Source organism: Spirosoma arboris (assembly GCF_009754945.1).
Taxonomy (GTDB): Bacteria; Bacteroidota; Bacteroidia; order Cytophagales; family Spirosomataceae; genus Spirosoma; species Spirosoma arboris.
Map to the genome: position 1 here is coordinate 227,365 of NZ_WPIN01000006.1, position 25,889 is coordinate 253,253.

Here is a 25,889-nt window from a genome sequence, read left to right on the forward strand (position 1 = left end):
GTTTAAAACAAAATCCAGAAAATCCCTAAATCAGCTAAATCCCGGTCAATAATCCCGGTTCTGATGCGCTATTGCCTTGCCCTTGATCTCAAAGATGACCCGGCTCTGATTGCCGAGTATGAACAGTATCACAAAAAGCTTCAACCCGCTATTGAAGCCAGTATTCGTGACTATGGCATCACCGAAATGGAAATTTACCGGATCGGCAATCGCCTGTTTATGATCATGGAAACAGACGAAACCTTCTCGTTTGACGTGAAAGCAGCGGCTGATGCCGCCAACCCAAAGGTGCAGGAATGGGAGAATCTCATGTGGGGTTACCAGCAGTCTCTGCCCATGGCGAAACCGGGCGAGAAGTGGATGCTGATGAAAGAGATCTTCAAAATGTGAATTTGGAATCTGGCACGGGTATTCATCCATATCATGTTCCACTATTTTTTTTGTTATTTATGTAAAATTAACTTGACATAATGGAAAACAAAATTTACGTTTGTTGTGTCAAATAAACTTTACATATCTATGAAAACAAAATGGCTTTTCCCGCATCGCTTCCGGTTTATTGGCTGGATTATTTTCATTCCTTCGGCTATCCTCGGGCTGGCAGCAATGTATTATGAGTTAGATATTATTTCCTTAATTAAGGAGCTTTTATTCAATGCTAAGCCACCAACAGGCACTCTTACGCTTGAAGGCTTCTTTTCTGCTGGTAGCCAAAATATGACCGATGAAATAGCAGGTGTTGGTACTATTGTAGGTCTGTTATTCATAGCATTCTCACGAGAGAAGGTTGAAGATGAAATGATAGGTCAACTTCGGCTCGAAGCGTTGCAATGGAGCGTTTATGCCAATTATATCATACTGGCTATTGCCATTTTGACGCTGTATGACAATGCCTTTTTTAATGTTATGGTCTATAACATGTTTACTGTCTTGGTAGTATTCATTATCCGGTTTCGCTGGCTTATTTTTGGAACAACTATTTTGCGTTATGAAAAACCGGCTTAAAGTTGAACGGGCCGAACAGAATCTGTCACAGGCCGATCTGGCTGATCGCATTGGCGTAAGTCGACAAACGATTAACTCGATTGAAACGGGCCGCTACGTTCCCTCCACGATTTTGTCACTGAAACTGGCACAGGTGTTTGGTAAACCGGTTGAGCATATCTTTACGCTCGAAGCGACCGATTGATAAGATGCCAAACCTATATATCATGGCTGGCCCGAATGGAGCTGGAAAAACGACAACTGCTTATACACTCTTGCCTGAGATACTGAGCGTTTGGGAATTTGTAAACGCAGACGAAATAGCTCGTGGATTGTCGCCGTTTCGACCTGATTCTGTGGCTTTTGAGGCCGGACGAATTATGTTGCAGCGAATTGACTTTTTAATTTCCAAAGACGTTGATTTTGCCTTTGAGACGACGCTTTCAACTCGCTCTTATGTACAAACGATTCGGCGTGCCAAGGAGGCTGGTTATAGTGTTACACTTTTTTTTATATATTTATCCTCGCCTGAAATGGCTGTTAGCCGTGTAGCAAAGCGTGTTTCAATGGGTGGGCACCATATTCCTACCGATGTTGTTTATCGCAGATACGAACGGGCACTAAAGAACTTATTTACGCTTTATCTGCCGATTTGTGATTCATTTTGGGTTGTCAACAATAGCGGTGAAGAACCCATTGAAGTGGCACATGGCGGTTTACGAATGCAGGAGATAATTAAGGATTCTGTCTTGTGGAATTTTTTGAGAAGTGAGCATGGAAACGGCAACTAAAAAAGAAGACATTTCGGAAAAGGTCATGGACGGCTTTCGGTTAGCTCACAAACGATTAGTCGAGAAAGCCAAGCGTGATGACGACACACTGGTTATTGAGCGCGATGGTAAACCTGTCCATGTCAAAGCTCGTGACTTGTAAGGCCAATCGTTACTAAATACATTCACCAAAACGCCTATAGCCAATGGGCGTTTTTTGTTGTTACTCAGTCCTGCATATCGTTATCTTTACAGGTATCAACTCCATCAATACGGCACCTTTATGAAATACTGGCTTTACGCACTTCTCGCGTTTGCTTTCATCGTTCCAGCCCAGGCGCAACTTACGACCGCTGGAAACTTTGTTCGGGATAATTACCAGAAGACGGAATACAAAATTCCGATGCGCGATGGCACAAAACTGCATACAACTGTCTATGTTCCGAAGGATGCCTCACCAACAAGTAGTTATCCGTTTATGATGCAGCGGACGTGCTATAGCGTAGCGCCTTACGGTCCCGATACGTATCCTGCACAGGTTGGCCCTTCGGGAACACTCATGCGCGACAAGTTCATCTTCGTGTATCAGGACGTTCGGGGACGTTGGGCGTCGGAAGGCATCTGGACAAACATGACACCGACCGTAACCGATCAGCAACCTGTTGCCGTAGCGACTAAGGGCAAAAAGAGTGTTACAAAACCAGTGAATACAACCCTCGTCGATGAGAGTTCCGATACCTACGATACCATTGAATGGCTGCTTAAAAACATACCAAATAACAACGGCCGAGTAGGGCAGTGGGGTATTAGTTATCCTGGCTTTTACACCATTGCAGGCGCTGTGGCCGCTCACCCGGCATTGAAAGCATCATCGCCACAAGCGCCAATCTCGGACTTTTTCTTCGACGATTTTCACCACAATGGTGCGTTTATTCAGGCTTATTTATTCACGTTTCCGGTGTTTGGGATTCAACACCCACAGCCAACTACGCAAGCCTGGTACAACAATGCATTTATCAATACCAAGTCGAAGGATGGTTTTCAATGGCAACTGGATCTCGGCCCACTCAAAAATGTCGATAAGTATTACAAGGATAATTTCTATTGGCAGGAAACTGTTAACCACCCGAACTACGACGAATTCTGGCAGAAACGGAGCATTATTCCGCATCTCAAAAATGTTAAACATGCCCTCATGACTGTGGGTGGCTGGTTCGACGCAGAGGACTTGCCGGGCCCGCTGAACATCTATAAAACGGTTGAAAAAAATAATCCCGGCATCTATAATACGCTGGTTATGGGGCCGTTTGGGCATGGTCGTTGGTCGTACGAGACGGGCCATACGCTGCACAGTAATGTCTATTTTGGCGATAGCATCGCTACGTTTTATCAGCGAAATATCGAGGCCAAATTCTTTACGCACTTCCTGAAAGGCGCGGGCGATGGCAAGACTGGATTACCCGAAGCCTATCTGTTCAACACGGGTCGCAACGAGTGGAAAACGTTCGATAAATGGCCAGCTGCCAATGCGCAACCGATGCAGTTTTTCTTGGCCAGCAATGGCCAACTGGCGCAACAGGCGGGCAATGCCTATTCGGAATTCATCAGTGACCCGATGAAACCGGTGCCTTACACCGAAGACATTACGACAACGCAAGGTTTTACGCCGTTCAACTATATGTCAGAGGATCAGCGTTTTGCGGGTCGTCGGCCTGATGTATTGACGTTTAAAACCGATGTTCTGACCGAAGACCTAACACTGGGTGGCGAAATTATGGCTAAACTCAAAGTGAGTACTACTGGAACTGATGCCGATTGGGTCGTTAAATTGATTGATGTGTATCCGCCCGATGAGCCGAATCATCCTTACATGCCCAACAAGAATATTACCCTCGGTAATTATGAGCAGATGGTACGTTCGGAGGTAATGCGGGGCCGGTTTCGCAACTCATTTGAGAAACCAGAGCCCTTTAAACCGGGTGAAGTAACAGATGTGAATTTCCGCTTGCAGGATGTATTGCATACGTTCAAAAAGGGGCATCGGGTTATGATTCAGGTACAAAGTACCTGGTTCCCACTTATCGACAGAAATCCACAGAAATATGTGGACAACATCTTTAAAGCTGATGAAAAAGACTTTCAGAAGGCTACTCACCGAGTATACGATAGTTCGGTGATTGAAGTACAGGTGTTGAAATAAAACTAGTTCCTGTATTGCTGGGTTGTACCCTTACAAACGTCTAATTATCAGCCTATGAAAGCTATCTGGAACGGCGAAATTATTGCCGAAAGTAACGATACCGTTGTGGTCGAAAACAACCATTACTTCCCGAAAGAATCGGTGAAACCCGAATGTCTGGGTGATAGTCAAACACACACAATCTGTCCCTGGAAAGGCCTGGCTTCGTATTATTCACTAACTGTAAATGGCACCACCAACCCCGACGCGGTTTGGTATTATCCTGATCCTAAGCCAGCTGCGAGTCAGATCAAAGACCGGGTTGCTTTCTGGAAAGGTGTTCAGATAGTCGAATGATCGAGATTCAGAAACTAACCAAACGATTTGCATCACACGCGGCTGTAGACGGTGTCTCGCTAACAGTTGGGCAGGGCGAAACCCTTGTATTATTAGGCACTAGTGGCTGCGGTAAAACCACCACGCTCAAAATGATTAACCGCCTGATCGAGCCTACCAGTGGCTCGATCAGTGTGGCGGGCATAGACGTTCAGCAACAACTCGGCCCCGAACTTCGCCGGCAGATCGGCTACGTTATTCAGGATGGAGGCTTGTTTCCACATTATACAATTGCTGAGGCTATTGCCACCGTCCCGAAACTGTTAGGCTGGGAGACAAAGGCTATTCAGCAACGAACTCACGAACTGATCGAAAAGCTGCAACTTCCTAAAACGGTACTGACGCGCTACCCATCTGAATTGAGTGGTGGTCAACGGCAGCGGGTTGGACTGGCACGTGCATTGGCAGCCAAGCCACCAGTTGTGTTGATGGATGAGCCATTTGGGGCGTTGGACCCGTTTACCCGGCGGCATGTTCGGCGTGAACTGTTCGGCCTCAATGAATTAAAGGAGACGACGGTTGTGCTCGTTACGCACGATGTAAGTGAAGCTCTCGAACTCGCCGACCGCATTGCCTTGATGGACAGGGGACGAATTGTGCAGATTGGGCCGCCTAGTGAGTTGTTGAAACGACCTGCTAACGATTTCGTTCGGGATTTTCTGGACGATAAACCCCACCGACTGAATGACTGACTTCTTCTCGTTCATCCGCGAGCATGCCGATAAACTGCTGGAGCAAACCCTGACGCACATTGGTCTGACGTTTGTATCGCTGTTGCTCGCCTTGCTGATTGGGGTGCCGCTCGGTATCCTGATTTCGAGACGAACCAAATTGGCTAGTAGTGTACTGGGTGTGGCAGGTGTGTTGCAAACGGTGCCGAGCGTAGCGCTTCTGGGTTTCCTGATTCCGTTGTTGGGTATTGGCGTTGGCCCTGCTTTGGTGGCCTTGTTTCTATATGCACTCCTGCCCATCATTCGGAATACGTATGTCGGCATTACCGAAGTTAACCCATTGGTGAAAGAAGCTGCGAAAGGCGTGGGTATGACAGATAACCAGATCCTGACCAAGGTTGAATTACCATTGGCTTTGCCCGTCATTTTCGCGGGAGTACGTACCGCAACGGTTATCAACGTAGGCGTGGCCACACTGGCGGCTTATGTAGCAGCCGGTGGATTAGGTGAGTTTATTTTCAGCGGGATTGCCCTAAGTAACGTGAATATGATGCTGGCGGGGGCAATTCCGGCCGCGTTACTGGCTGTTGGCTTTGACTTCGGATTGGCCAGACTTCAACGATTGTCCGTTAAGAAATTGCGAATTGGCGCACTGGCTTTTGTGATTCTGGTCCCTTTTCTATCGGCTTTTTATTTGTTACCCGGCCGACAGGATAAGCTCATCGCTGGATTTGCGCACGAGTTTTATGGTCGTGCAGATGGCTATCCCGGTTTGCAGAAAACCTATGGACTTCAACTGCGTCCCCGCCTGATTGACCAAAACTTGATGTACGAAGCTATTCATCAGGGCCAAGTCGACATTATCAGCGGTTACTCGACGGATGGGCGTATCAAGGCGTTCGACTTGCTGGTTCTGGCTGATAACCGGCATGCGTTTCCTCCATATGCAGCTGCTCCCGCCATTCGGCAGGCGACACTAGATCGCTACCCGGAACTCGGCCCAACTCTAAACAAGCTGGCCGGAAAACTAACGGATTCTGTAATGACGGCTCTGAATTACCAAGCAGACTATAAAAAAGAATCCCCGGAAGCTATAGCGAGTGCATTTCTAAAGCAAGCGGGTTTATATAATACTCCCAAACCGGGCGAGCGAACTTCAACTATAGTCATGGGCTCGAAAGTATTTACAGAGCAATATATTCTGGCTGAGATTTACCGGCAATTGATCGAGGGACAAACGCCATTACGTGTCGTAACAAAAACAGGGCTTGGCGGTACACAAATATGCTTCGATGCCCTCCAAACGGGTGCCATTGATTTTTACCCTGAATATACGGGAACAGGATTGCTGGTTATTCTACAGCCGTCAGCCTCTACATTGGAGCAACTGCCCATGCAAACCGATTCGGTTTATCAATTTGTGCGCCAACAGTTTCAGCAGAAATACAAGATGGATTGGTTAAAACCACTAGGCTTTAATAATAGCTATTGCCTCATGATGCGACGAGAGCAAGCGCATCAGTTGGGTATTCAGTCGATTGAAGATTTAGTACGGTATCTTGATAAAAAGTAAAAGGATATTCCAATGTTCGCTAGAAAAAAATACATTAGAATCCAGTTCGACCCCTACAGGGTCGTATATTTATAGTAATATGTTCGAGCTATAAACATGCGACCCTGTAGGGGTCGAACTGGACAATGTAAGACAGCCTTAAGAAGCTATTAACCGAGACGAGAAGCCATGCATTATAGCCGCCTTTTTATAGAATTGAAAACGTTTTTCCAGGATGTAATCCGGGGTAAAATTAAGATTGACGTTAGCTAGGGTTGATTTTTACGGGTCACCAGGTTTATGGATTTGAGGTAAATAAGGGTCGAATCGGCTCTGTATCAGCCCACTGCTTTAGCTGTGGGTTCCTGGAAAATAACGCCGATAAAAATAACCGTTTCAACGGTTTAGCATGTGTTAAAACCGTTGAAACGGTTAATGGAATGAATCCAACTTTGACTAAACCCACAGCTAAAGCCGTGGGCTGATACAGGATTCAATAAACCCGCTGGTCCATTACAATTGCCCCGCCAACAGCGTCAGCCATGCTTCTTTCACTTTGTTCTTGGCCAGTAATTGTTTGGCCCGAAGGTGTAGTAAATCGGGTAAATACTGGCAACCATTTCGAGCTTCGTCGAATATTTCGTTCAGGCTTCCCAAAGATCGAAACGCGTCTACGTCCTCAGGCGTTGGCATGGCTGTAAAACTGCCTAATTTCCCTAAATCATTGCCCGTTAAAATCGCGCTGTTACGAATTGCGGCAGGAATCTGATCGATGCCCATGCCTATCTGCGGTCGGCTGACGGCAAATAATGCATCAGCGTTTGTCCGGCTGTACCAGTCGCCACCGAGCCGTCCAACCAAATCAATGCGCGCCTGATCAATGCCACCATTGTCGTTGAAAATAGACTCCTGAAAATGCGCTAGTACGACTTCGCAGATAACTAAATGACCCGTTCCCGGCGAGTCCTGATCCGACTGGGCATTCGTATTGATAATCTGCTTTACGACACATTCATACGAAGCGGGGGATTCGGCGACTCTGGGCGGGCGAACTCGCTCAGAAGGAACAGCTGTAAAGCCTGCCTTCTCGAATTCATTGACACCCCGTTCAAATTCAGCGCTGGCTAACGAAATCTGCTCAACCATCGGGTAATTCACCACATTGATAACTACTTCGCCAACTTCTTCCAGATTGAGCAACGTGTGCTTCTTATGGCCATGCCGGTTGATCGTTGTGGCGAAAACCAGTGTGGCTGGGTTATAGCCAAAGAGATTGAAGAAGCTGAAGGGGCTCAGATTGATAGTTCCCTGCGCATCTATCGTACTGGCCAACGCAATTGGGCGCGGGCCAATTGTGCTAATCATATAGCGATAAAACTCATTGGGTTTTAAATCGGCAGGATTGACTGTGATCATGAATGAATCGTTCCGGTTACGTCGCCCAAATCTACGCGAACACCGTTCAAAAAGCCCCAACCTCGTAGCGTTATCGTGTCGCCATCGGCTAAAAATGTTCGGCTTATGGCTTCTGATAAATACAGTGGACGCTCGCCATTCCAGCTTAGTTCGAGTAGTGATCCATAGCTGCCAGGTGTACTGCCTGATATTGTACCTGTTGCCAGTACATCACCAATGTTCAGGTTACAGCCACCAACTGTGTGATGTGCAATCATCTGGGCGAAATTCCAGTATAGATACCGAGAATTGGATCGGGCGATACAAATTTCATCTCCGCCAGCAGGTTGAAGCCAGACTTCCAGTTCAAGGGTAAAATGTTTTTTGCCGGTTGTTTGTAGATAGGGTAGAGGTGTTGGTTCCTGAATAGGGCCAGCTACACGAAATGGCTCCAGTTCATCGAACGGCAACACCCAGGCCGACAGGCTCGACGCAAAATTTTTGCCCAGAAATGGTCCTAATGGCTGATATTCCCATCGCTGAATATCACGTGCTGACCAGTCGTTAAACAGCGTAATGCCAAAAATATAGTCTTCGGCTTCGTCTACCGAAATTGATTCGCCGAGCGGATTGCTCTTGCCAATAATTAGCCCTAGCTCAAGCTCAAAATCCAGTGCCTGCGATGGGCCAAATACAGGTTTGCCTGCCTGCAAAAACTGGCTATTTGGTCGCCGGATGGGCGTGCCTGATACGACAATTGAGGAGGCTCGACCATGATAGGCTACCGGCAAGTGTTTGTAGTTCGGTAGGAGTGGATCGCTCGTAGGGCGAAACATACGCCCTACGTTTTCGGCATGATGAATACCCGCATAAAAATCCGTGTAGTCGCCGATACGTACGGGCAAGTGCATCTGCGTTCGGGATTCATGGATGAAAACCTGATTGTGAACGCCGGCAAACGCCGAAGCATCATTGTCTAACAACTCATTGAGCCGTTGGCGAATAGCGCGATGTGCCGGTTTGCCCAGTGCGATAAAATCGTTTAGCGCAGGTTGGGCAAATACAACTGGGTTGATAGCGAGATCATCGAAATAACCCAGCAGACTAACTACTTCGAGGTCCAGAATGTAGTTGCCATGCTTAAAGCCGACGCGTGGAGTTGAAATGCCGTAGCTGAATATGCCGTACATACTGTACCTACGGGCTTCAGCCCGTATTTTCTAATGTGCATATACGGGCTGAAGCCCGTAGGTACATTACTCACTAATATTACTATAAATCGAATCCATGATTCGCACAAAATGCTGATAATCATCATCACTCAAGTCGCCCCATCCTTTCCGTCGCATCGCCGATACGACCGGTAATACTTCACTGTATTTGGCTTCTCCGGCTTCGGTTAAGTAGACCAGAAACTTGCGCCGATCATTATCGGCCATGCGCCGTTCGGTCAGACCTTTCTGACTTAGCAGGTCAATTATGCGCGTTACTGTCGGCGCATCTTTGGTCGTCATTTCCGAAATTGTGTTCTGACTGATTCCCGGATTTCGGTAGAGGTGATCAATCACAACCCACTGATCAACGGTCAGATCAAAACCAGCATCAGTAAACTGCTTTTGAAGGGCATTTCGAATTTTCTTGATTGTGGTGTCAATCTTGAAGAAATAAGCACGCGTATCGGATGGATGCGTCACAGGTTAATGGATAATGGACAGTGTTAAACAAGGGATGTGTAAGTAGTCCAAAATTACTCATTATTTATTATACATTCGGGGCCGCTCGTGTGGTTCATTACTAGCAGTTCTTCCAGTGTCGATTCAACTTGAGCCACTGACTGATAGAGTTGTTCATACGACTCAATGACGAAATACTGCTCCTGAAAATGGTCAATGATATAAGGTGTCCTGAGCAATGTTTCAACATTATATGGAATCCGCTTCGGCTCAGGACTGAACAAGCTATAGGTTGTTTCGCCTACCGATGATAAAATACCACCGCCATAGATGCGCAAGTGATTTCCTTCCTGAATCAACCCAAACTCGACTGTATACCAGTACAATCGGGAGATCATAGCAATGGTCTCTTCGCTCTCGATATGATGTAACGCAATCTGGCTCAGCGCTTCCAGGAAATCACAAAAAGCCTGATTTGATAGCATTGGAACATGCCCGAACGTATCATGAAACATATCCGGCTCCGGCAGATACTCCAGTTGATCCTGCCGACGCAGCCAGGTGGTAGCCGGAAAATTCCGATTCGCCATAAGTTCAAAAAACGCCCGGTTCGGAATAAGTCCTTCCACGGCACACACCCGCCAGCCGGTTAGTTTTTGCAACCGAGGATTCAAATCCTGCTCAAAATCAGGAATACGGTCAGGGCGAAAGCCTGTTGCCGAAATACCATCCAAGTAATCTTGACTGGCCTTTCCCGGCAACTGCGCCATCTGCCGCTCGAACAGAAGTTGCCAAACGGCCTGTTCGCCGGGGGTGTATGAATAGGTCTGGTTCATGTTTGTAATGTGTGAAGTGAGTGCAGTAGGCGTAGTGAGTTGATTTGACCTATTCCACTTACTACACCTACTGCACTGGTTATAGCGTCCCTCGCAACGCTTGCTCACGCTCGATAGCTTCGAACAGGGCTTTGAAATTGCCTTTTCCGAACGACTTTGCTCCTTTACGCTGAATGATTTCAAAAAACAGCGTGGGGCGTGGACAGATGGGTTTCGTGAAAATCTGAAGCAAGTAGCCTTCATCGTCCCGGTCAGCCAGAATGCCGAGGGGACGTAGTGTAGCTATTTCTTCGTCAATCTGGCCAATTCGCTCGGCCAGATTATCGTAGTAGGTGTCGGGTACGGTCAGAAACTCAACGCCCCGATCGCGCAGAGCCAGTACGGTTTCGACAATATTGTCGGTGGCGACGGCGATGTGCTGAATACCGGGGCCACCATAAAAATCCAGATACTCCTCAATCTGGGACTTCTTTTTACCTTCTGCCGGTTCGTTGATCGGGAATTTAACGCGCCCGTTGCCATTGGTCATAACCTTGCTCATTAAGGCCGTGTAATCGGTCGAGATGTCTTTATCATCGAACGAAACAAGCTGCTGAAAGCCCATTACATCGTGGTAAAAAGCCATCCAATGATTCATCTCATGCCAGCCCACATTACCCACCATATGATCGACGTATTTGAGACCAGCGTTGTTTGGCTGATAAGCTGGCGTCCAGGGTTGATAACCCGGCAAAAACACACCTGTGTAATCATTGCGCTCAACAAACACATGCAGCGTATCGCCATACGTATGAATGCCTGAGCGAATGACGTAGCCATATTCATCCTGAGAGCGAGTGGGTTCCATATACACATGAGCCCCCCGACGAACTGTCTCCTCAAATGCCTGCGTAGCATTGTCAACCCACAGCGCAACGACCCGAACGCCATCGCCGTGCCGATCAATATGACGCCCAATCTCGCTTTCGCCATAAAGGGGAGATGTCAGAACAAGGCGAATTTTTCCCTGTTGTACAACATACGATTCGCGGTCGCGCACACCCGTTGACAACCCTGCATGAGCTATGGGTTGAAAGCCAAATGCCGTCTGGAAATAATGCGCTGACTGCCGGGCGTTGCCGACGTACAATTCGATGTAATCCGTGCCATTAAGTGGCAGGAAATCCTCTGTCGTTTTTGGTTCTAAAAGCTCTAGTGTTTCCATTGTTTGTTGATGTTTTGTGTAGCGCGGGTAGAAACCTGCGCACATCAGTCTAACCACGACTTATAATACTTACCATCATCGAGTTTAAGGGCTTGTTCAGTCAGCATCAGGGGGCGAAATGTGTCTACCATCACTGCGTATTCCTGCGTTTCTTTTTTGCCAATACTACGTTCCATGGCACCCGGTGCCGGGCCGTGTGGAATGCCGCCGGGATGCAACGTGATATGTCCCTGAGCGATGTCGTTACGACTCATAAAATCACCATCTACGTAATAGATGACCTCGTCGGAGTCGATGTTCGAGTGATTATAGGGTGCCGGAATCGCCAGTGGATGATAGTCGTATAAACGAGGTACGAACGAGCACACCACAAATGAATCGGTCTGGAAAGTCTGATGAACAGGTGGCGGCTGATGCACTCGTCCGGTAATTGGTTCAAAATTGAAAATGGAGAAACTATATGGATAATTGTAACCATCCCATCCAACCACATCGAACGGATGCGACGCGTAGACAAGCGAATGCAATGAGCCCTGTTTCTTGATTTTTATCAGAAAATCACCGGTTTCATCGTGGGTTTCCAAATCGCGCGGGCGAATGATGTCGCGTTCGCAAAAGGGCGAATGCTCTAATAGTTGCCCAAACTGGTTTCGGTAGCGTTTGGGCGTATAAATCGGTGAATGTGACTCCACATAGAGCAATCGATTGTCGGTGGTATCGAAGTCGATCTGATAAATTATTCCACGCGGAATGATCAGATAATCACCATACTGAAAGGGTATAGTGCCAAACAATGTTCGTAATCGGCCCGACCCGCGATGGACAAACAGCAGTTCGTCGGCATCGGCATTTTTGTAGAAATAAGTGGTCAGTGATTGGCGTGGTGCGGCTAGTCCAAAAATCAGGTCATTGTTTGCTAGCAGAGGTACCCGACTTTCTAAAAAATCATCGGCTGGTGCAATGTTGAACCCAATGAGTTTTCGCGCCAGCATATTTTTCTGAATGGCTAATTTAGGTGCCATATCAACACTCTCCAGCACTTCACGTACCATCGTTGGGCGATGAACATGATACAACAAAGACGACATACCCTCGAAGCCAATTGTGCCGAACAATTGCTCGTAGTAAAGTCCCTGCCCATTGGGTTTCCCGAATTGAGTGTGCCGTTTCGGAGGAATATGGCCGAGCGTGTGATAAAAGGGCATCTTGTTGGTGCCGCTTTTTCCCAATTTACTAGCTGTAAATAAGAAAAGCCGCTGTTTTTATGTGAAATTCGATTAATTGCTAAGACAACTATTGTTTAGCGTACAATTATAACGACAACTAATGAAAATGGTATATTGTTTAGAAATTATTTTATTAAAATGTGTTAAAAGTGATAAAATGGTATCCGTCATGGTTTCGATAGCAGAGACCACCCCTTTTTCCTAATTTTGGCGAGACGATTGAGTATGGCCTATAAGCCGGGTCGCTGTAGTAGCCTCGAAAATCTTATAGGTTTGATTCCTAACAACTGAAAAAATGCAACCTACGCTTTTGATTCTGGCAGCTGGTATGGGCAGCCGCTATGGTGGTATTAAACAGCTCGACCAGTTCGGGCCAAATGGGGAAACCATTATAGATTATTCACTTTTCGACGCGATTCGGGCTGGTTTCGGCAAGGTTGTGTTTATCATTCGGGAAGAGCTTCGGCACGATTTTGAAGAGGTTTTTGGCAAGAAATTAGCCGGGAAAATTGAGATCGATTACGCGATTCAGGCACTTGATTCCTATGTGCCAGCCGAGTTAGGTCCCGTAAAACGTACCAAACCCTGGGGTACAGGGCACGCCATGTTATGTGCCAAAAAACATACGACAACTCCCTTCGCTGTCATTAACGCCGATGATTTTTACGGTTTGGAAGCGTTTCAATTGATAAGCGATTTCCTGACAACCGACACCGATGACCAGCTCCATGCGATGGTTGGCTATGAAGTGAAAAATACCCTCTCAGAAAATGGCTCAGTGTCGCGGGGCGTTTGCGAGGTGGCTGAAAACGGTAATTTGATTTCAGTTATCGAGCGTACCAAAATTTATGAAGAGGAAACAAATGGCAAAAAGATTGTCTTTGAAGAAGGCGGGAATTTAACTCCCTTGTCGCCAGATACACCGGTTTCCATGAACTTCTGGGGCTTCAAACCAACGGTGTTTCCGTTAGTACTCCATCAGTTTGAAAGTTATGCTATCGCCAATATCGACTCGCCAAAAGCGGAGTTTTATATTCCAACGGTTATGACGAACCTTATCGAAACCGATACGGGGCATTGCAAAGTATTCCGTAGCCGCTCGGCCTGGTTTGGTGTAACCTACCCAGACGATAAACCAACCGTTCAGGCTGCGCTGAAGCAGTTGCACGATGAGAGTGCGTACCCAGAGAAATTGTGGTAAGAAACTGATGGCGCAAGGCTGGAACCTTGCGTCATCAGGAAAAATAAAGGCCGCTTTGTCAATCTGACGAAGCGGCCTTTATGTATATGGCTAATTCTACTGAAGAGTGGGGTGTTTTTTGTTCCATTCGGTGGCGTCCTGATACGCTTTGGCAACGGCCAACACTTTCCCTTCCTCAAATAATTGGCCCATAAACGTGATGCTGGTGGGCAGATTTTGCTTCGAGAATCCGTTGGGTAAAACGACACAGGGATGGCCCGTGAGGTTCGTTATTGTCAGGTTGCCACCCGCATAAGCAGGTGATACATAGACATCGATCTTTGCCGCTTTTAACTGAGCGTCCATCTCATTGATGAGCTTGGTGCGGGCGCGGTTCGCCTGGATATACTCCACTGCCGGAACGAACCGCGACGAACGGAAAGCATTTGGCCAGGCACCTCTTCCCTGACTTGTCAGCAGGTCGTCGCGTCCCGAACGGGTTAACTCGTCAAAAGCAGCTGCCGCTTCCACTGTTAGCAGGAACGAAATCCGACCAGCCGGAACACCCGTTGGTAAATCGAATGGCACCAATTCCGCACCCAGCGTACGCAGGGTTTGAAGCGTGAGCGAGTCGTTGGCGCGATTAGGATAGTTGCTTTCAAATCCTTTTTTGACGTAGCCAATACGCATCCCTTTTAGCGACGTAAGCGGTGCGTAGCGGAACGGAGCCGCCATGACGGTTGGATCATTACCATCAGGGCCGTAGATGGCATTGAAAACCAATGCACAATCTTCCACTGATCGAGTAATTGGCCCAATTTTATCCATGCTCCAGCTCAACGCCATAGCCCCATGCCGACTCACCCGGCCAAACGTCGGACGAAGACCCGTGGTACCGCAAATTGTGGATGGCGAGACGATAGAGCCCATTGTTTCTGTGCCGATAGCGAAGGGTAACAATCCCGCCGATACGCTCGATGCCGAGCCTGCCGACGAACCGCTGGAACCGTTGTTTGTATTCCAGGGATTGCGCGTCATGCCACCATACCAAACATCACCCATCGCTAAGGCACCTAGGGTCATTTTGCCGCACAATACAGCCCCAGCTTTTTCAAGCCGTTGAATGACAGTGGCATCCATATCCAGCGTCTGGTCTTTATATGGCGTAGCGCCCCAGGTTGTTTTGTAGCCTTTTTTTGCCAGCAAATCTTTTGCACCATAAGGAATTCCATGCAATGGCCCCCGATACTTCCCTGCTTTCAATTCGTCGTCGGCGCGTTTGGCCTGACTCAGAGCTAAGTCTTCGGTTAATGTGATGACACAGTGTAATTTAGGGTCGTATGTTTTAAGGCGATTCAAGAAAAACTGCGTGAGCTCGACTGATGAAATCTGTTTGGTTCGAATTAATTGACCCAACTGCCCAACGGTATAGAACGCCAATTCATCGCGATTGACAGGAAGAGTAACCTTACCCGGAGCTGATTCCTTGAATGAAGACGGCCCTGTGGGCATAACGAAACCAGCCGGAAGGGGATTAAAATAGAGAGCTGGCGCGACATTGTTGGGCAAGTCGATTTTGCGCAACGCTTCATAATTCGTGCGGGCGTTATTCAGATTACCGAGCATAGAATCACGTTCGGCAGGACTAAACTCCAGGTCAAATACGCGTGCGGCTACCTCAACCATCTCGGAAGTTAGCGGCTTTTTAGGATCGTCGTTGGTGATGAATGCACCGAATAGAAAGCTACCGATGCAGCAGGAAAAGAGGAGTAACCGTTGTTTCATTCGATTGGGCTATTGATGAGTGATAGCCCAAATTACAGCGATAACGGCATTAATTGGCCCATTGGCGCAAAAAATCCTCGTGTAGTCGAACAATCTGAGGTAACAGCAATTGACTTTCGTCGTTGTCGAGAACATAGTCGGCGAGCAAAAGCCGGTCTTCGTCGCTTATCTGACGGGCAATAATATTCCGAATTTCGGCTTCGGAGCGGTGAGGGTCGCGGTGGCGAATGCGTTCGATACGTAGCGTTATGGGGGCTCGCACCACGATGACTTTATCAAGCGTATTATTATCTCCGGCAGCTTTCATGAGCGCGGCTTCCTTAATTACGTAGGGCTTTCCAAGTTGTTGATTTACCCAGGCCTCTGTGTCAGCAAATACGCGCGGGTGGATAACGCCGTTGAGTGCGGCCAGGAGTTCAGGGTTGGCAAATACCTGAGAGGCCACCCACGCACGATTGTAATGTCCAAGTGCGTCGTAGGCATTTGAGCCCAGCACCCGTTTAATATCGGCCTTTAGAATAGGGTCGTGTTCTGTGAGCCATTTGGCCCGCTCATCGGCTTCATAGACGGGAGCTCCCAACGTCTGAAATACCTGACAAACAACACTTTTACCTGAACCAATACCACCGGTTACGCCAATTTGGAGAGGAGCTTTCATTTGTAGGAAGCGGATTTAGTGGAGTGAGTAGAGTAGTGAAGTGAGGTTAAAACTAGTGAACCTATTCCACTCACTTAACTCATTCCACCCACTTGACCTATTTAACTGGTGACAACAACTCTCCTACTTCAAAACTAACTGCCACGCGGTCTGCACTGGTATGCAGGAGTGGATGACGTAGATGATTGAGCGGAATTTCGTCGTCGTAGTTATCGGCAATGCGTTTGCGCGGAATTTTCACGAGTAGCGTATCAGGTAAGCCGCGTACTAATTTTTCTGGACCATCAACCTGAATAGTATGGGGAGTCAGGTTGATTACGCTTGTTACCACAAAGCGTGGGGCCATGTTAATATGGAGGCTATCAGCGACTAATTGAATCGTTTTAGTCATACGCCGATCGAAGTGAATATCGAGCTTATCGGCGACTACGTAATTAACATGTAGCTTTTTGATGTGTTCGGCCAGTGCAGCTGTTAAGGATGACGTATTAATGACCGATGCCTGAAGCGGATCATGGACGACATAGGTTACCGGATCGACCCGGAAAGGTATCCAGGCATGACGAAGCAAACCCCAACCATCGCTAGACACATTGACGCGCACAGTTTTAGGTAACGGTGTAGTCGGGACGAATAGCGAGTCATCATACACAAATCGCACTGGATATTCGACATTCAGGGTATAGCCTGGTTTGTTAAGCGCGCTTAAAAACCAGAATAGTGTGGCTGCTACCAGACACAACAGAGCCTTCGTGGGCTGAAACGAGCGGACGTTTGGGGCGTGGGAGTTCACGAAGGAGGGCAGTGAAATGAGTGTAGTAAGTGAAGTGAGTATCAACCCGACTTACTACACTTACCCCACTTAGTGGACAAAATTACTTTTTCTCGTCTTCGGCTGGCTTTACAGTTGCTTCGCGTGAGATAGATGTTTTTTCAAACGTCATTTTAACACCCCGATCCACTTCCAGTACAACCGTTGTGCCTTCTACGGCCGCAATTTTTCCGTGTAATCCACCGATGGTTACTACACTATCGCCTTTCTTGAGATTGTCAACAAAACTCTTCTGATCCTTCTGCTTTTTCTGTTGCGGGCGAATCATGAAGAAGTAAAAAATACCAATGATGCCTACCCACAGCAGCACATTGTAAATCATGGATGTGTTGGAACCGGCTAGGCCCTGTAATAAAATAGAATACATAGTTCTTGGTGGTATTATGAGTTTTTGACAGAATCAGCTTTCGGGTTCACTATTGCTTTGAAGTGAAGATCGGTCATGGCTGGTTCTGTGTTGGCAAAGATGGTGATGGTTTTGCTCTGTTCACCACTTTTGCCCCGGCTATTAAAGCGTACTCGCACCGACGATTTTGCGCCAGGAGCCACGGGTTCATGAGGCCATTCGGGCGTAGTGCAGCCGCAGGAAGCAGTGATGTTATTAATAATCAGTGGGAATTCGCCTGTATTTGTAAAAGCGAATGTGTGTTCAACTGTATCGCCTTCGGTGAGTGCGCCAAAATCGTAAATGCCTTTTTCGGCAAATGTGATTTTAGGCATCTTTTCGGAGGCAACTGCTTTCGACTCTTTCCCCTGTTGCCGATTGTCGCAGCTGATCTGACCAAAACCAATGCCAGCCAGGGCTGTTATGAGTAGCCAATTTCTGAGATGCATTTTTAACGAAACTTATTATGTGTTCTGTTGCTTAATCTGCGCCATCAGTCGATCTACATCTTCGAGTAAGCGCTCTGCTTTTTCACGGGCATCATTTACAACACGCTGACCTTCGTTCTTCGATGAATTTTCGGGCTGCTCGCCTGAGTTGCCTAAGTCTTCGAGCAACAGATTAATCTGCTCTCTATATTTCGATAACCGGAAAGAGAGTCGATCACGGGTAATTTTACCCTTATCGGGCGCATACAGCAATCCAAACAGGGAACCGGCGGCAATACCGGTTAGCAAAAAGGTTAAATCACGGCCAATTCTGCTCATTGTATTTAAAGTTATAAAGTTGTAGAGTTATAGAGTTATATAGTTTAAAAGGGAGCTAACTATACCAACCGCAACGGCGGACCGTTTTACAACCTTACAACTTTACGACTTTATAACGCTATTTATTGTCCAATAACCCTCGTCCACTTTTCCGCAGACGACCTGAGGCTTGCAACTTCTCAGATAGGTTATCTAATATTCCATTGACAAACTTACCGCTTTTAGGCGTACTGTACGCCTTTGCCAGTTCGATATATTCATTAATCGTTACTTTAACTGGAATGTTTGGAAAACTGAGTAACTCACAAACCGCCAGTTTTAAAATTATTTTATCGAGCATAGCTACTCGTTCAACATCCCAATTTTGAAGCTGATCGGCTAGTAATTGCTCATAATCAGCGTCGTTTTCCATTGACTTATCAAACAGGGTATTGAGAAATAATTCGTCTTCTTCCCAATCATCGGTAAGTGGCTCAAGCTGTAAACCTGTTGGACTTTGCGCCGATTTAATCGTTCGAATAGCTAACCCACGAACCACTTCACTGTTTTCTGCCCAACTCAGGTCGATTTCGGCCAGGTGATCGCGAATGGTTTCATGTTTGAATATTAGTGTACGCAGCACGTATTGTGCCAATGCCTGATCTTCATCTGCTGTGTGCGTTTTTTGTTCGCAATAGGCTCGGTAAGTCTCATCGGCTTTCAATACTTCTCGGAGTGCCTTCCGAACAAAACCAAGGTCTTCGGTCCATGAAATGCCATGTCGAAGGACTTCATTTTTGAGTGGCTGGTGTCCGGCTAGCGCCTGCACAACCGTGTTATCATTGAGTGTTGATTCGAATGGAAACGGAGTTTCGTCAACATCGCGGTATTTGCGTTCGCTGTCAATACTGGCTGCGTGACCAAGTTCAATGAGTAACGCCATCACGCGTAAATAGTCGTCGTAAATGCCATTTACCTGCTTCAACAACATTTGGGCGAGATGCTGACGATCTTTCTTCGCCCGAACCTGATAGAAGATGAATCCATCATTGGCGGCTTTAAGCACCTTGTTCGGGGCGTCGTCGTCCTTGGCGGGTTGGTTGGTCTTGATAGCCTCCTCAAAAAGCAGACTGGCGAGTTTTCGGTAGCCTTCGAGTTGCCGCTTGTCCTGCGGCAGCATCGAGTTTAGGTCGGGTTGGAAGAGATCATTAATGCCATCGAGGGCCATTTGCTGATTTGAAAATTCGGCCTGCTTCAGGGCGTACAACGCCTGCATGACCTTTATTCGGAGTAGTCGCCTGTTGAGCATCCGCCTAAGTCTAAAATCTACCGGTAAGAAAAGAACTGTTTTGAAATCGGGTGCAAAAATACGGATTTCTTCGTAAAAAGGCAAGCGGGAAATTGACATGGAGCGAAGAGCATGGAGCAGGGGAGGTAATCAGAGTGCTAATTTTTGCACTCATTACTCCTGCTCTGCGCTTCCTGCACCTTGCCATTCTGCAACTTTTCGCCAACCCCTGCCGTTACGAACAAAACGCTGTTGGTTATCCTGTGAAAGCACTTTCCTATCTTAATAAATACCTCCTAAAGTATAAATGGTACCTGATTTTGGGAACGGCTTTTACGGCCATTTCCAATCTCTTTGGCATTTTTCCTGCACAATTGGTGCGGTACGCTCTTGATCTGGTTCGTGAAACGCTGGATGTCTATTACCTCTACGATAAATCACCTTTGCAATCAGGTCTCTATGAGGTGTTTGCACTTAGTATTTTGCTATTTGGTGTCCTGACGCTCGTCCTTGCGTTGCTGAAAGGGTTCTTTCTGTTCCTGGTTCGACAGACCCTCATTGTCATGTCCAGGCACGTTGAATACGACCTCAAAAACGAGATTTACGACCACTATCAAACCCTACCGCTTAGCTTCTATCGCCAGCACAATACCGGCGATTTAATGGCCCGGATTTCGGAAGATGTCAGCAAGGTCAGAATGTATGTTGGGCCGAGTATCATGTATGGCCTGAACCTGATTGTACTGTTTATTCTGGTCATTAGCTACATGGTCAGCATCAACGCCCGGCTGTCGTTGTATGTGCTGCTGCCGTTGCCAATTCTGTCGGTTGCCATTTATATTGTCAACAATATTATCATTCGACGGTCAGAAGAAATTCAGCGGTCTTTGTCGCGACTGTCGACGTATGTGCAGGAAGCTTTTTCGGGGATTCGCGTGCTGAAGGCGTTTGTGCAGGAGAATAATTCGGCGGCTAAGTTTGAGATTGAGAGCGATGAATATCGAAACAAGTCGCTGAGTTTAACGCGGGTTGACTCGTTATTTTTTCCGATCGTGGCCATTCTGGTCGGACTGAGTAATGTACTGGTTATTTTCGTCGGCGGCCAGGAAATTATAGCTGGGCGGCTCACGCCCGGCAACATTACGGAATTCATTCTGTACGTAAACATGCTGACGTGGCCCGTGATGGCGCTGGGCTGGACTACGAGCCAAACCCAACGGGCTGCTGCTTCTCAACAACGCATTAACGAATTCCTAAGCATCAAAACCGACATTGTCTCACAGAAGAATATCAGCCACACGATTCAGGGCGATATCGAGTTCAGGAAGGTTCGGTTTGTGTATCCTGATTCGGGCATTATTGCCATCAAAGAATTCTCGATGCGCGTTCGGGCGGGAGAAACAGTCGCTATTCTCGGAACAACTGGTTCGGGTAAAAGTACACTGGCGAACTTGCTAACACGAATGTACGACGTGACCTTTGGCGAGATTCTGATTGATGGAATTCCGATCAAAGATTACAACCTGACCTCATTGCGGGAGCAAATGGGCTATGTGCCGCAGGACGTATTCCTGTTCTCTGAAACCATAAGCAACAACGTTCGCTTTGGTAAACCTGACCTGCCACAGGAACGCGTCGATCAGGCCATTCGTGATGCTGATTTGTATCAGAATGTGCTCGATTTCCCGGAGCAATTTGAAACTCGCGTGGGCGAGCGTGGTGTCACATTATCGGGCGGTCAGAAGCAACGCCTGAGCATCGCCCGCGCAATCGCCCGCGATCCTAAAATTCTGATCCTTGATGACTGTTTATCGGCAGTAGATACCAACACCGAAAACATCATCCTGAACAACCTCCAGCGCATCATGGCCGACCGCACTTCGGTTGTGATTTCGCACCGTGTCTCCTCCGCAAAACTAGCCGACTTCATTATTATGTTGGACGAAGGCGAAATCATTGAGCAGGGCACGCATGAAGAACTACTCGCCAAAAACGGTGCCTATCGCGAACTGTACGAGAAGCAGTTGCAGACGGAAGAAGTGTAAAGTGGGGTTACGGCTGGCGGGCAATCACGTTACGATTTTCGATTGGGCGGGGATATTTTGGTATCTTCGCCCTTATTGTTTTTAGGTTATACAAGTATGGCTACGGAAAATCCCCGCGTCTGGTTCAAGAGCATTTCACTCGAAAACGTCCGCTCGTTTGGTGTATATTTTGCGATTGAGTAAAGAGTAAAATGTCAAATCACACACAATACTTCAATCAGAAAACCTCCGGGGGCGGTCACGTAAAACGAATAGGTACCACGCCCACCGTAGTTGTGGGGTTCTTTACCAACGTCGATGCCATTGGCTTTCATGATCTGATAAATTTCGATGACCTTTTCGGGTGACTCCTGCACAAAGCCAACGTGAAAGTCGGTTGGGTATTGAGGAATTACGTCTTTCTTGAAATTACTGATAGACAGGATAAAGCCGTCTTTATCTTCCAGAATAGCGATAATATTATCGCCTTTTACTTCGTCAGTGTGAAAGCCAAAGTATGTCTCAAAAAAAGATACTGTTTGTGCCACATCGGACACGGCTAAATTTAAATGCTTGAGTGCCATTTGTATATAGGGTTATCGTTTAAGGCGACGGGGCAATGCTAAGCGCCGATAGATTGCCATCATCATGGGTCGGGTGAAAAGAATAAAGAACGCAAGGGTGGGCGCAAAAAAAGTAAAGACAATGGCAATTAACCCATTAACCATGCCCACGTTAAAATAAATTTGATAGATTTTAACCTGCCTTTCGGGGATTTCTCCATCCAGATAGTCAGGCCTTACCGCCACATAATCCCAAATAAAATTCTGACAGGCGGTAATCCCCAGTGTATTGAGTACGTACACCATCGTAGCAACCCGTTCCCCGAAATGAGCGCTTAGCAACGATGCTGAAAAGGGGAGAAGGGCAATGAAAAATAACCAGGAGATATTTATCCATACCAGCCTTTCATCCACTCGCTTTATGTAGCGGAATATTTGATTATGTATGATCCAGAATAGCGCTACAAGAATGAATGAGAGTAAAAATGCCGCAAACTGAGGTAACAATTTGCCAATGTCAGCCCAACGAACGGTTTGCGAGCCAGCTATATCAAGCTTTAAGTCAAGTACCAATAAGGTAATGGCGATCGCCACAACGGCATCGCTGAAAAAGACGATCCTATCGAGGTTTAAATCCTTCTCTTTGGGTCGATTAGCAGACTTATCCATGTGTTATGAAAGATGGAGTGATTAGCTAAATACTATTGCTCTTTTAATCAGCGTTATTATTATTAGTACAAATATAGTCTCTATTGTTGACTAATTAGTCATAATTGATGACTATATTTGTTTGTAAAATTAGTGTCCAATTTGGAACGAAGTAAGTATGAAGAAAAAGAAGGCTATCCTGGCGGAGTTAACTGACTACATGCAGAATAACGAGCGCAATTGGGTCCGGTTGATTGCTGTTACAAAACGACTAACAGATGGCTGGATGCAACGTGCGATGAGCGCATCAACAGATATGCCCTTCAAAACATCGTTCATGAAATTTCTGACCAACATCAGCCTGAACGGCATTACGAATCAGGAATTGGCAAAACGAGCCATGCAGCCTAAACAGGCCATGAGTCGAACGGTGAAAGAGTTGGAAGCTGAAGGACTAATTAATACGGAAAAGAGCAAACGCGACGGGCGTAGCTCTAAAATTACCTTGACCGATGAAGGTAAAAAGTTGTTACTAATAGCGAAACGCCAACAGGAAAAACTTACAGATACGTATAAGGAATTAGTGGGTGAGGAAAATTTCGCGATTGCCGTAGAGGTGCTTTATCAAATAGTTGCTTATCACGAATCGCTGAATCAACCTGAGGAGGATGAGTAATAGAGTTAACAATCAACTTACATCAACTCTATTACTCAATAACCCACCAGCCGTAACTCTCTGGCTCAATTTCTACTGAAATCTCCACTTCATAATTCCGATTCAGTTTGTACGATTTGGGCTTGCCTTCACCTTGTCGAATCATCGCTGTTTCGCGAAGCCCAGTGTAATAAAGAGGGAGTTTAATAGTCCGAGTGATTTTTGTTTTCAGCGGATTAAAGAGCATCACCAGTCCTTTTTCCTTCTTCGTAGGATTAACATGTAGAATGCCATCCCAATCGCGACCGTCGGGTCGGCGAAGGTGGATGAGATCAGAGTTTAGAATCGGGCGGTATTTCTTGTACCAACTAATCACACGCTGAACGGCCTGTTTCGTTGCTTCGGTATCGTATAGCCGAGGACCTCGGTAACAGGCCTGAATACCAGCTCCGTAATATTGCATCATAAGTTGCTCATAATCGGTCAGGTGTTCGCTGAGGGGCTCTAGTACAGCTTCGGGGCCACCACCCTGGTATTTGGTGAGCGGTACAAATCCCCAACCCATAGCGGGCGTTTTCTCCCAGGTACCGTCATAAATATTTTGCCGATTCAGTAGTTTCTGCTGGTCGCGCGACAGTGAAAAATTAACCTCCCGATACCCTAGTGCAATCTTATTGGTGCCATCCATGAAATACCAGTCAGGCGCATTGATATACACACCTTTTTCATTCAGAAATCGGTAAAATCCTTTCTGCATTTCCATCTGTACCCACTGCGAATCGTCCAGTCCTTTATGGCCCGGATGCTTCGTAGAGGCACAGACATCACCAGGGTAAGGGCCATCATGTTCAAGTAAATCGAAACCTGTTTCAGTGATGAACTTCTTTAGACTATTCAGGTAATTGATGCCCCACTGACTGGCTAAACAGGGTGCGTGACCGAAAAACGCCCCTTTATCAGGTAAACCAGTTTTTGGGTCAATAACGTCGGTTTCATCATCGATCCGTCGGCTGCTGAACAGCGAATAACCGCCCAGTAGAATTCTTTTACTATGGGCATAATCAGCCAGTGCCTTGAATTTCTGGATGTTCGCATCGCTGGCATCTTCCATATTCAGTCCGCTGCCAAAGCTCAGAATCACCATCTCATACCCCGTTTCGGCACATTGATCAATTACGTTTTTTACCGTTGCCGGATCGGTGCTGACCAGGTGCATGAAAATAGGATTCTGCGTTGTCCAGGGCGTAACGGTCGCATAAAACCGCCGACGGGCAAGACCGTTGCGTTCGCGGTCGTAGGAGTCCGAGAGCAGTTCATAGGTGCGTATTGACGTGTACGTTTGTGACGATTCCAGGTCAACGCCGACGCCAAGGGTTGGATACACTTCCAGCAAACAGGGCGTTTCGTAGTTGTAATTTACCTGCGACGTATACAGTGAATCGGTTTTCCAGTGCGTTGCCTGATCAGATAAATCGTAGCGCATTGCATTGTTGAATGCAAAGTTGTTTTCGATATAAATACGCTGGGGTTTCTTCATCTGCTCAGGCTTTCCTACCACCGCCGATTCCTCTTCTGGTGTTGCCAGTATCTCGTTGATAACCTGATTAATATGATGTGTTTTCGAACTTTTGTTTTGAATCGTTACCCATTTACAAAGCGTTGGAATACCATCGTAAAGTGCATAATGAACAGCTACTTCCACGCCTTGCAATTCAGGCAGATTGGACGTGAATGCCAGCGTTACTTCCTTACCGCCAGCTTGATTTCGATTCATAGTCCAGGTACGCGATTTCCAGTTAACGTAGGGCTTTACGGGCGAAACCGTGATTGTCTTAAACTGGAAATCAGCCGGGTTTGCAGTTAGTCCATCAAGCCACTCTTCACGCAGGTAAGCGTGTTCTTTCTGCCCCTGCAAGCCGCCAATATTATACGGTTTGCCATTAAGAACAACCACCGCTTCGGGTCTGACAGATCGAACAAACTGCTCATTGGTCGACAGATTCTGGTAATCGACTGTGGCCAGATTGGGACTAATTCGAAATCGGCGACTGATCAATCCATTCGCTAATACGAGCTCTTTGCCATTGTTGGTCTGAAAGACACCTGCTTTCTGTAGAACGGGCGCAATCAGCCAATCCTGCTTAAAGGAAGTAGGTTGATAAAGAGGGAGTGATTGTGTTTGCGGAAACGCGCTGTGCGTCAGGAACCAGCAAAGGAGTAAGTAGTGTAAACGGCCCAT

At 46.9% G+C, this 25,889-nt stretch carries 28 protein-coding genes; 12 read left to right on the forward strand and 16 right to left on the reverse strand.

Going from position 1 to position 25,889, the window contains the following annotated elements; genetic code table 11:
* The first annotated feature begins 63 nt into the window (after positions 1–63).
* The 9 genes from GO755_RS17970 (at position 64) to GO755_RS18005 (ending at position 6,573) form a co-directional block, all read left to right on the forward strand.
* Positions 64–390: an L-rhamnose mutarotase gene (locus GO755_RS17970; protein WP_198174861.1), complete on the forward strand. Its 327-nt coding sequence runs from the start codon at positions 64–66 to the stop codon at positions 388–390.
* 129 nt (positions 391–519) lie between these two features.
* Entirely contained in the window at positions 520–1,005 is a 486-nt protein-coding gene (locus GO755_RS17975; RefSeq protein ID WP_157586577.1) for a hypothetical protein, read from the forward strand.
* The gene (locus GO755_RS17980) at positions 989–1,189 is read left to right on the forward strand and encodes a helix-turn-helix transcriptional regulator (RefSeq protein ID WP_157586578.1); all 201 of its coding nucleotides are present in this window, start codon (positions 989–991) and stop codon (positions 1,187–1,189) included. Before GO755_RS17975 ends, GO755_RS17980 begins: the two co-directional genes overlap by 17 nt.
* Positions 1,190–1,193: 4 nt before the next feature.
* Positions 1,194–1,775, forward strand: coding sequence for a zeta toxin family protein (locus GO755_RS17985; protein WP_157586579.1), 582 nt, complete (start codon positions 1,194–1,196; stop codon positions 1,773–1,775).
* The gene (locus GO755_RS40925) at positions 1,759–1,917 is read left to right on the forward strand and encodes a hypothetical protein (protein WP_198174862.1); all 159 of its coding nucleotides are present in this window, start codon (positions 1,759–1,761) and stop codon (positions 1,915–1,917) included. Before GO755_RS17985 ends, GO755_RS40925 begins: the two co-directional genes overlap by 17 nt.
* 120 nt (positions 1,918–2,037) lie before the next feature.
* Positions 2,038–3,954 (forward strand): CocE/NonD family hydrolase, encoded by a 1,917-nt coding sequence (locus GO755_RS17990; RefSeq protein ID WP_157586580.1) that lies wholly within the window; start codon positions 2,038–2,040, stop codon positions 3,952–3,954.
* 54 nt (positions 3,955–4,008) lie between these two features.
* The gene (locus GO755_RS17995) at positions 4,009–4,290 is read left to right on the forward strand and encodes a DUF427 domain-containing protein (RefSeq protein ID WP_157586581.1); all 282 of its coding nucleotides are present in this window, start codon (positions 4,009–4,011) and stop codon (positions 4,288–4,290) included.
* The gene (locus tag GO755_RS18000; protein ID WP_157586582.1) at positions 4,287–5,021 is read left to right on the forward strand and encodes an ABC transporter ATP-binding protein; all 735 of its coding nucleotides are present in this window, start codon (positions 4,287–4,289) and stop codon (positions 5,019–5,021) included. The genes GO755_RS17995 and GO755_RS18000 overlap by 4 nt, the downstream gene beginning before the upstream one ends.
* Complete coding sequence (locus GO755_RS18005; protein ID WP_157586583.1) at positions 5,014–6,573, forward strand: ABC transporter permease/substrate-binding protein; 1,560 nt, start codon at positions 5,014–5,016, stop codon at positions 6,571–6,573. The genes GO755_RS18000 and GO755_RS18005 overlap by 8 nt, the downstream gene beginning before the upstream one ends.
* Positions 6,574–7,065: 492 nt before the next feature.
* On the opposite strand, the gene GO755_RS18010 is transcribed toward GO755_RS18005, so the two are convergent.
* The 6 genes from GO755_RS18010 to GO755_RS18035 form a co-directional block, all read right to left on the reverse strand.
* Positions 7,066–7,968, reverse strand: coding sequence for a flavin reductase family protein (locus GO755_RS18010; protein WP_157586584.1), 903 nt, complete (start codon positions 7,966–7,968; stop codon positions 7,066–7,068).
* On the reverse strand, positions 7,965–9,137 hold the full coding sequence (gene fahA, locus GO755_RS18015) for a fumarylacetoacetase (RefSeq protein WP_157586585.1): 1,173 nt from the start codon (positions 9,135–9,137) through the stop codon (positions 7,965–7,967). Before fahA ends, GO755_RS18010 begins: the two co-directional genes overlap by 4 nt.
* Positions 9,138–9,203: 66 nt before the next feature.
* Positions 9,204–9,641 carry a MarR family winged helix-turn-helix transcriptional regulator gene (locus GO755_RS18020; RefSeq protein WP_317165898.1) on the reverse strand — a complete coding sequence of 146 codons (438 nt, stop codon included), beginning with the start codon at positions 9,639–9,641 and terminating at the stop codon, positions 9,204–9,206.
* 53 nt (positions 9,642–9,694) lie between these two features.
* Complete coding sequence (locus GO755_RS18025; protein ID WP_317165899.1) at positions 9,695–10,564, reverse strand: phenylalanine 4-monooxygenase; 870 nt, start codon at positions 10,562–10,564, stop codon at positions 9,695–9,697.
* Positions 10,536–11,660, reverse strand: coding sequence for a 4-hydroxyphenylpyruvate dioxygenase (gene hppD, locus GO755_RS18030; protein WP_157586587.1), 1,125 nt, complete (start codon positions 11,658–11,660; stop codon positions 10,536–10,538). Before hppD ends, GO755_RS18025 begins: the two co-directional genes overlap by 29 nt.
* 44 nt (positions 11,661–11,704) lie before the next feature.
* Positions 11,705–12,865, reverse strand: coding sequence for a homogentisate 1,2-dioxygenase (locus GO755_RS18035; RefSeq protein WP_157586588.1), 1,161 nt, complete (start codon positions 12,863–12,865; stop codon positions 11,705–11,707).
* 316 nt (positions 12,866–13,181) lie between these two features.
* On the opposite strand from GO755_RS18035, the gene GO755_RS18040 reads away from it, so the two are divergent.
* On the forward strand, positions 13,182–14,087 hold the full coding sequence (locus tag GO755_RS18040; RefSeq protein ID WP_157586589.1) for a nucleotidyltransferase family protein: 906 nt from the start codon (positions 13,182–13,184) through the stop codon (positions 14,085–14,087).
* Between the two features lie 96 nt (positions 14,088–14,183).
* Here the strand turns inward: GO755_RS18040 and GO755_RS18045 are convergent, their stop codons facing one another.
* The 7 genes from GO755_RS18045 to nusB all read right to left on the reverse strand — a co-directional run bounded on the left by GO755_RS18045 (position 14,184) and on the right by nusB (position 19,748).
* Positions 14,184–15,851: an amidase gene (locus GO755_RS18045; RefSeq protein ID WP_157586590.1), complete on the reverse strand. Its 1,668-nt coding sequence runs from the start codon at positions 15,849–15,851 to the stop codon at positions 14,184–14,186.
* Positions 15,852–15,900: 49 nt separating this feature from the next.
* Positions 15,901–16,509, reverse strand: a complete 609-nt coding sequence (coaE, locus tag GO755_RS18050) for a dephospho-CoA kinase (RefSeq protein WP_157586591.1) — start codon at positions 16,507–16,509, stop codon at positions 15,901–15,903.
* A 97-nt stretch (positions 16,510–16,606) separates the two neighbouring features.
* Positions 16,607–17,302: a YbbR-like domain-containing protein gene (locus GO755_RS18055; RefSeq protein ID WP_317165900.1), complete on the reverse strand. Its 696-nt coding sequence runs from the start codon at positions 17,300–17,302 to the stop codon at positions 16,607–16,609.
* A gap of 82 nt (positions 17,303–17,384) precedes the next feature.
* A complete protein-coding gene (gene yajC / locus GO755_RS18060) occupies positions 17,385–17,708 on the reverse strand; it encodes a preprotein translocase subunit YajC (RefSeq protein WP_157586592.1) in 324 nt (107 codons plus the stop codon).
* Positions 17,709–17,722: 14 nt separating this feature from the next.
* Positions 17,723–18,175, reverse strand: coding sequence for a DUF1573 domain-containing protein (locus GO755_RS18065; RefSeq protein WP_157586593.1), 453 nt, complete (start codon positions 18,173–18,175; stop codon positions 17,723–17,725).
* Between the two features lie 15 nt (positions 18,176–18,190).
* Complete coding sequence (locus GO755_RS18070; protein ID WP_157586594.1) at positions 18,191–18,493, reverse strand: YtxH domain-containing protein; 303 nt, start codon at positions 18,491–18,493, stop codon at positions 18,191–18,193.
* 118 nt (positions 18,494–18,611) lie between these two features.
* A complete protein-coding gene (gene nusB / locus GO755_RS18075; protein ID WP_157586858.1) occupies positions 18,612–19,748 on the reverse strand; it encodes a transcription antitermination factor NusB in 1,137 nt (378 codons plus the stop codon).
* 275 nt (positions 19,749–20,023) lie between these two features.
* Here nusB and GO755_RS18080 point away from each other — a divergent pair, with 275 nt between their 5' ends.
* Positions 20,024–21,805 carry an ABC transporter ATP-binding protein gene (locus tag GO755_RS18080; RefSeq protein WP_317165905.1) on the forward strand — a complete coding sequence of 594 codons (1,782 nt, stop codon included), beginning with the start codon at positions 20,024–20,026 and terminating at the stop codon, positions 21,803–21,805.
* A gap of 194 nt (positions 21,806–21,999) precedes the next feature.
* Here the strand turns inward: GO755_RS18080 and GO755_RS18085 are convergent, their stop codons facing one another.
* Both GO755_RS18085 and GO755_RS18090 read right to left on the reverse strand, forming a co-directional pair.
* Positions 22,000–22,368, reverse strand: coding sequence for a VOC family protein (locus GO755_RS18085; RefSeq protein ID WP_157586595.1), 369 nt, complete (start codon positions 22,366–22,368; stop codon positions 22,000–22,002).
* Between the two features lie 12 nt (positions 22,369–22,380).
* Positions 22,381–23,016, reverse strand: coding sequence for a TMEM175 family protein (locus GO755_RS18090; protein ID WP_157586596.1), 636 nt, complete (start codon positions 23,014–23,016; stop codon positions 22,381–22,383).
* A gap of 157 nt (positions 23,017–23,173) precedes the next feature.
* Here GO755_RS18090 and GO755_RS18095 point away from each other — a divergent pair, with 157 nt between their 5' ends.
* Positions 23,174–23,671 (forward strand): MarR family winged helix-turn-helix transcriptional regulator, encoded by a 498-nt coding sequence (locus tag GO755_RS18095; RefSeq protein ID WP_157586597.1) that lies wholly within the window; start codon positions 23,174–23,176, stop codon positions 23,669–23,671.
* A gap of 31 nt (positions 23,672–23,702) precedes the next feature.
* Here GO755_RS18095 and GO755_RS18100 read toward each other — a convergent pair whose 3' ends face one another.
* Complete coding sequence (locus GO755_RS18100) at positions 23,703–25,889, reverse strand: alpha-galactosidase (protein WP_157586598.1); 2,187 nt, start codon at positions 25,887–25,889, stop codon at positions 23,703–23,705.

Bases quoted from the DNA above. Each gene is read 5' to 3' on its own strand.
- GO755_RS18045 (WP_157586590.1), bottom strand. From the start codon at position 15,851: ATGAAACAACGGTTACTCCTCTTTTCCTGCTGCATCGGTAGCTTTCTA.
- GO755_RS18000 (WP_157586582.1), top strand. From the start codon at position 4,287: ATGATCGAGATTCAGAAACTAACCAAACGATTTGCATCACACGCGGCT.
- GO755_RS18070 (WP_157586594.1), bottom strand. From the start codon at position 18,493: ATGAGCAGAATTGGCCGTGATTTAACCTTTTTGCTAACCGGTATTGCC.
- GO755_RS18100 (WP_157586598.1), bottom strand. From the start codon at position 25,889: ATGGGCCGTTTACACTACTTACTCCTTTGCTGGTTCCTGACGCACAGC.
- GO755_RS40925 (WP_198174862.1), top strand. From the start codon at position 1,759: ATGGAAACGGCAACTAAAAAAGAAGACATTTCGGAAAAGGTCATGGAC.
- fahA (WP_157586585.1), bottom strand. From the start codon at position 9,137: ATGTACGGCATATTCAGCTACGGCATTTCAACTCCACGCGTCGGCTTT.
- GO755_RS17995 (WP_157586581.1), top strand. From the start codon at position 4,009: ATGAAAGCTATCTGGAACGGCGAAATTATTGCCGAAAGTAACGATACC.
- GO755_RS18085 (WP_157586595.1), bottom strand. From the start codon at position 22,368: ATGGCACTCAAGCATTTAAATTTAGCCGTGTCCGATGTGGCACAAACA.
- GO755_RS17990 (WP_157586580.1), top strand. From the start codon at position 2,038: ATGAAATACTGGCTTTACGCACTTCTCGCGTTTGCTTTCATCGTTCCA.
- GO755_RS18010 (WP_157586584.1), bottom strand. From the start codon at position 7,968: ATGATCACAGTCAATCCTGCCGATTTAAAACCCAATGAGTTTTATCGC.
- hppD (WP_157586587.1), bottom strand. From the start codon at position 11,660: ATGGAAACACTAGAGCTTTTAGAACCAAAAACGACAGAGGATTTCCTG.
- yajC (WP_157586592.1), bottom strand. From the start codon at position 17,708: ATGTATTCTATTTTATTACAGGGCCTAGCCGGTTCCAACACATCCATG.
- GO755_RS18040 (WP_157586589.1), top strand. From the start codon at position 13,182: ATGCAACCTACGCTTTTGATTCTGGCAGCTGGTATGGGCAGCCGCTAT.
- GO755_RS17970 (WP_198174861.1), top strand. From the start codon at position 64: ATGCGCTATTGCCTTGCCCTTGATCTCAAAGATGACCCGGCTCTGATT.
- GO755_RS18065 (WP_157586593.1), bottom strand. From the start codon at position 18,175: ATGCATCTCAGAAATTGGCTACTCATAACAGCCCTGGCTGGCATTGGT.
- GO755_RS17975 (WP_157586577.1), top strand. From the start codon at position 520: ATGAAAACAAAATGGCTTTTCCCGCATCGCTTCCGGTTTATTGGCTGG.
- GO755_RS17980 (WP_157586578.1), top strand. From the start codon at position 989: ATGAAAAACCGGCTTAAAGTTGAACGGGCCGAACAGAATCTGTCACAG.
- GO755_RS18090 (WP_157586596.1), bottom strand. From the start codon at position 23,016: ATGGATAAGTCTGCTAATCGACCCAAAGAGAAGGATTTAAACCTCGAT.
- coaE (WP_157586591.1), bottom strand. From the start codon at position 16,509: ATGAAAGCTCCTCTCCAAATTGGCGTAACCGGTGGTATTGGTTCAGGT.
- nusB (WP_157586858.1), bottom strand. From the start codon at position 19,748: ATGCAGGCGTTGTACGCCCTGAAGCAGGCCGAATTTTCAAATCAGCAA.
- GO755_RS18095 (WP_157586597.1), top strand. From the start codon at position 23,174: ATGAAGAAAAAGAAGGCTATCCTGGCGGAGTTAACTGACTACATGCAG.
- GO755_RS18005 (WP_157586583.1), top strand. From the start codon at position 5,014: ATGACTGACTTCTTCTCGTTCATCCGCGAGCATGCCGATAAACTGCTG.
- GO755_RS17985 (WP_157586579.1), top strand. From the start codon at position 1,194: ATGCCAAACCTATATATCATGGCTGGCCCGAATGGAGCTGGAAAAACG.
- GO755_RS18035 (WP_157586588.1), bottom strand. From the start codon at position 12,865: ATGCCCTTTTATCACACGCTCGGCCATATTCCTCCGAAACGGCACACT.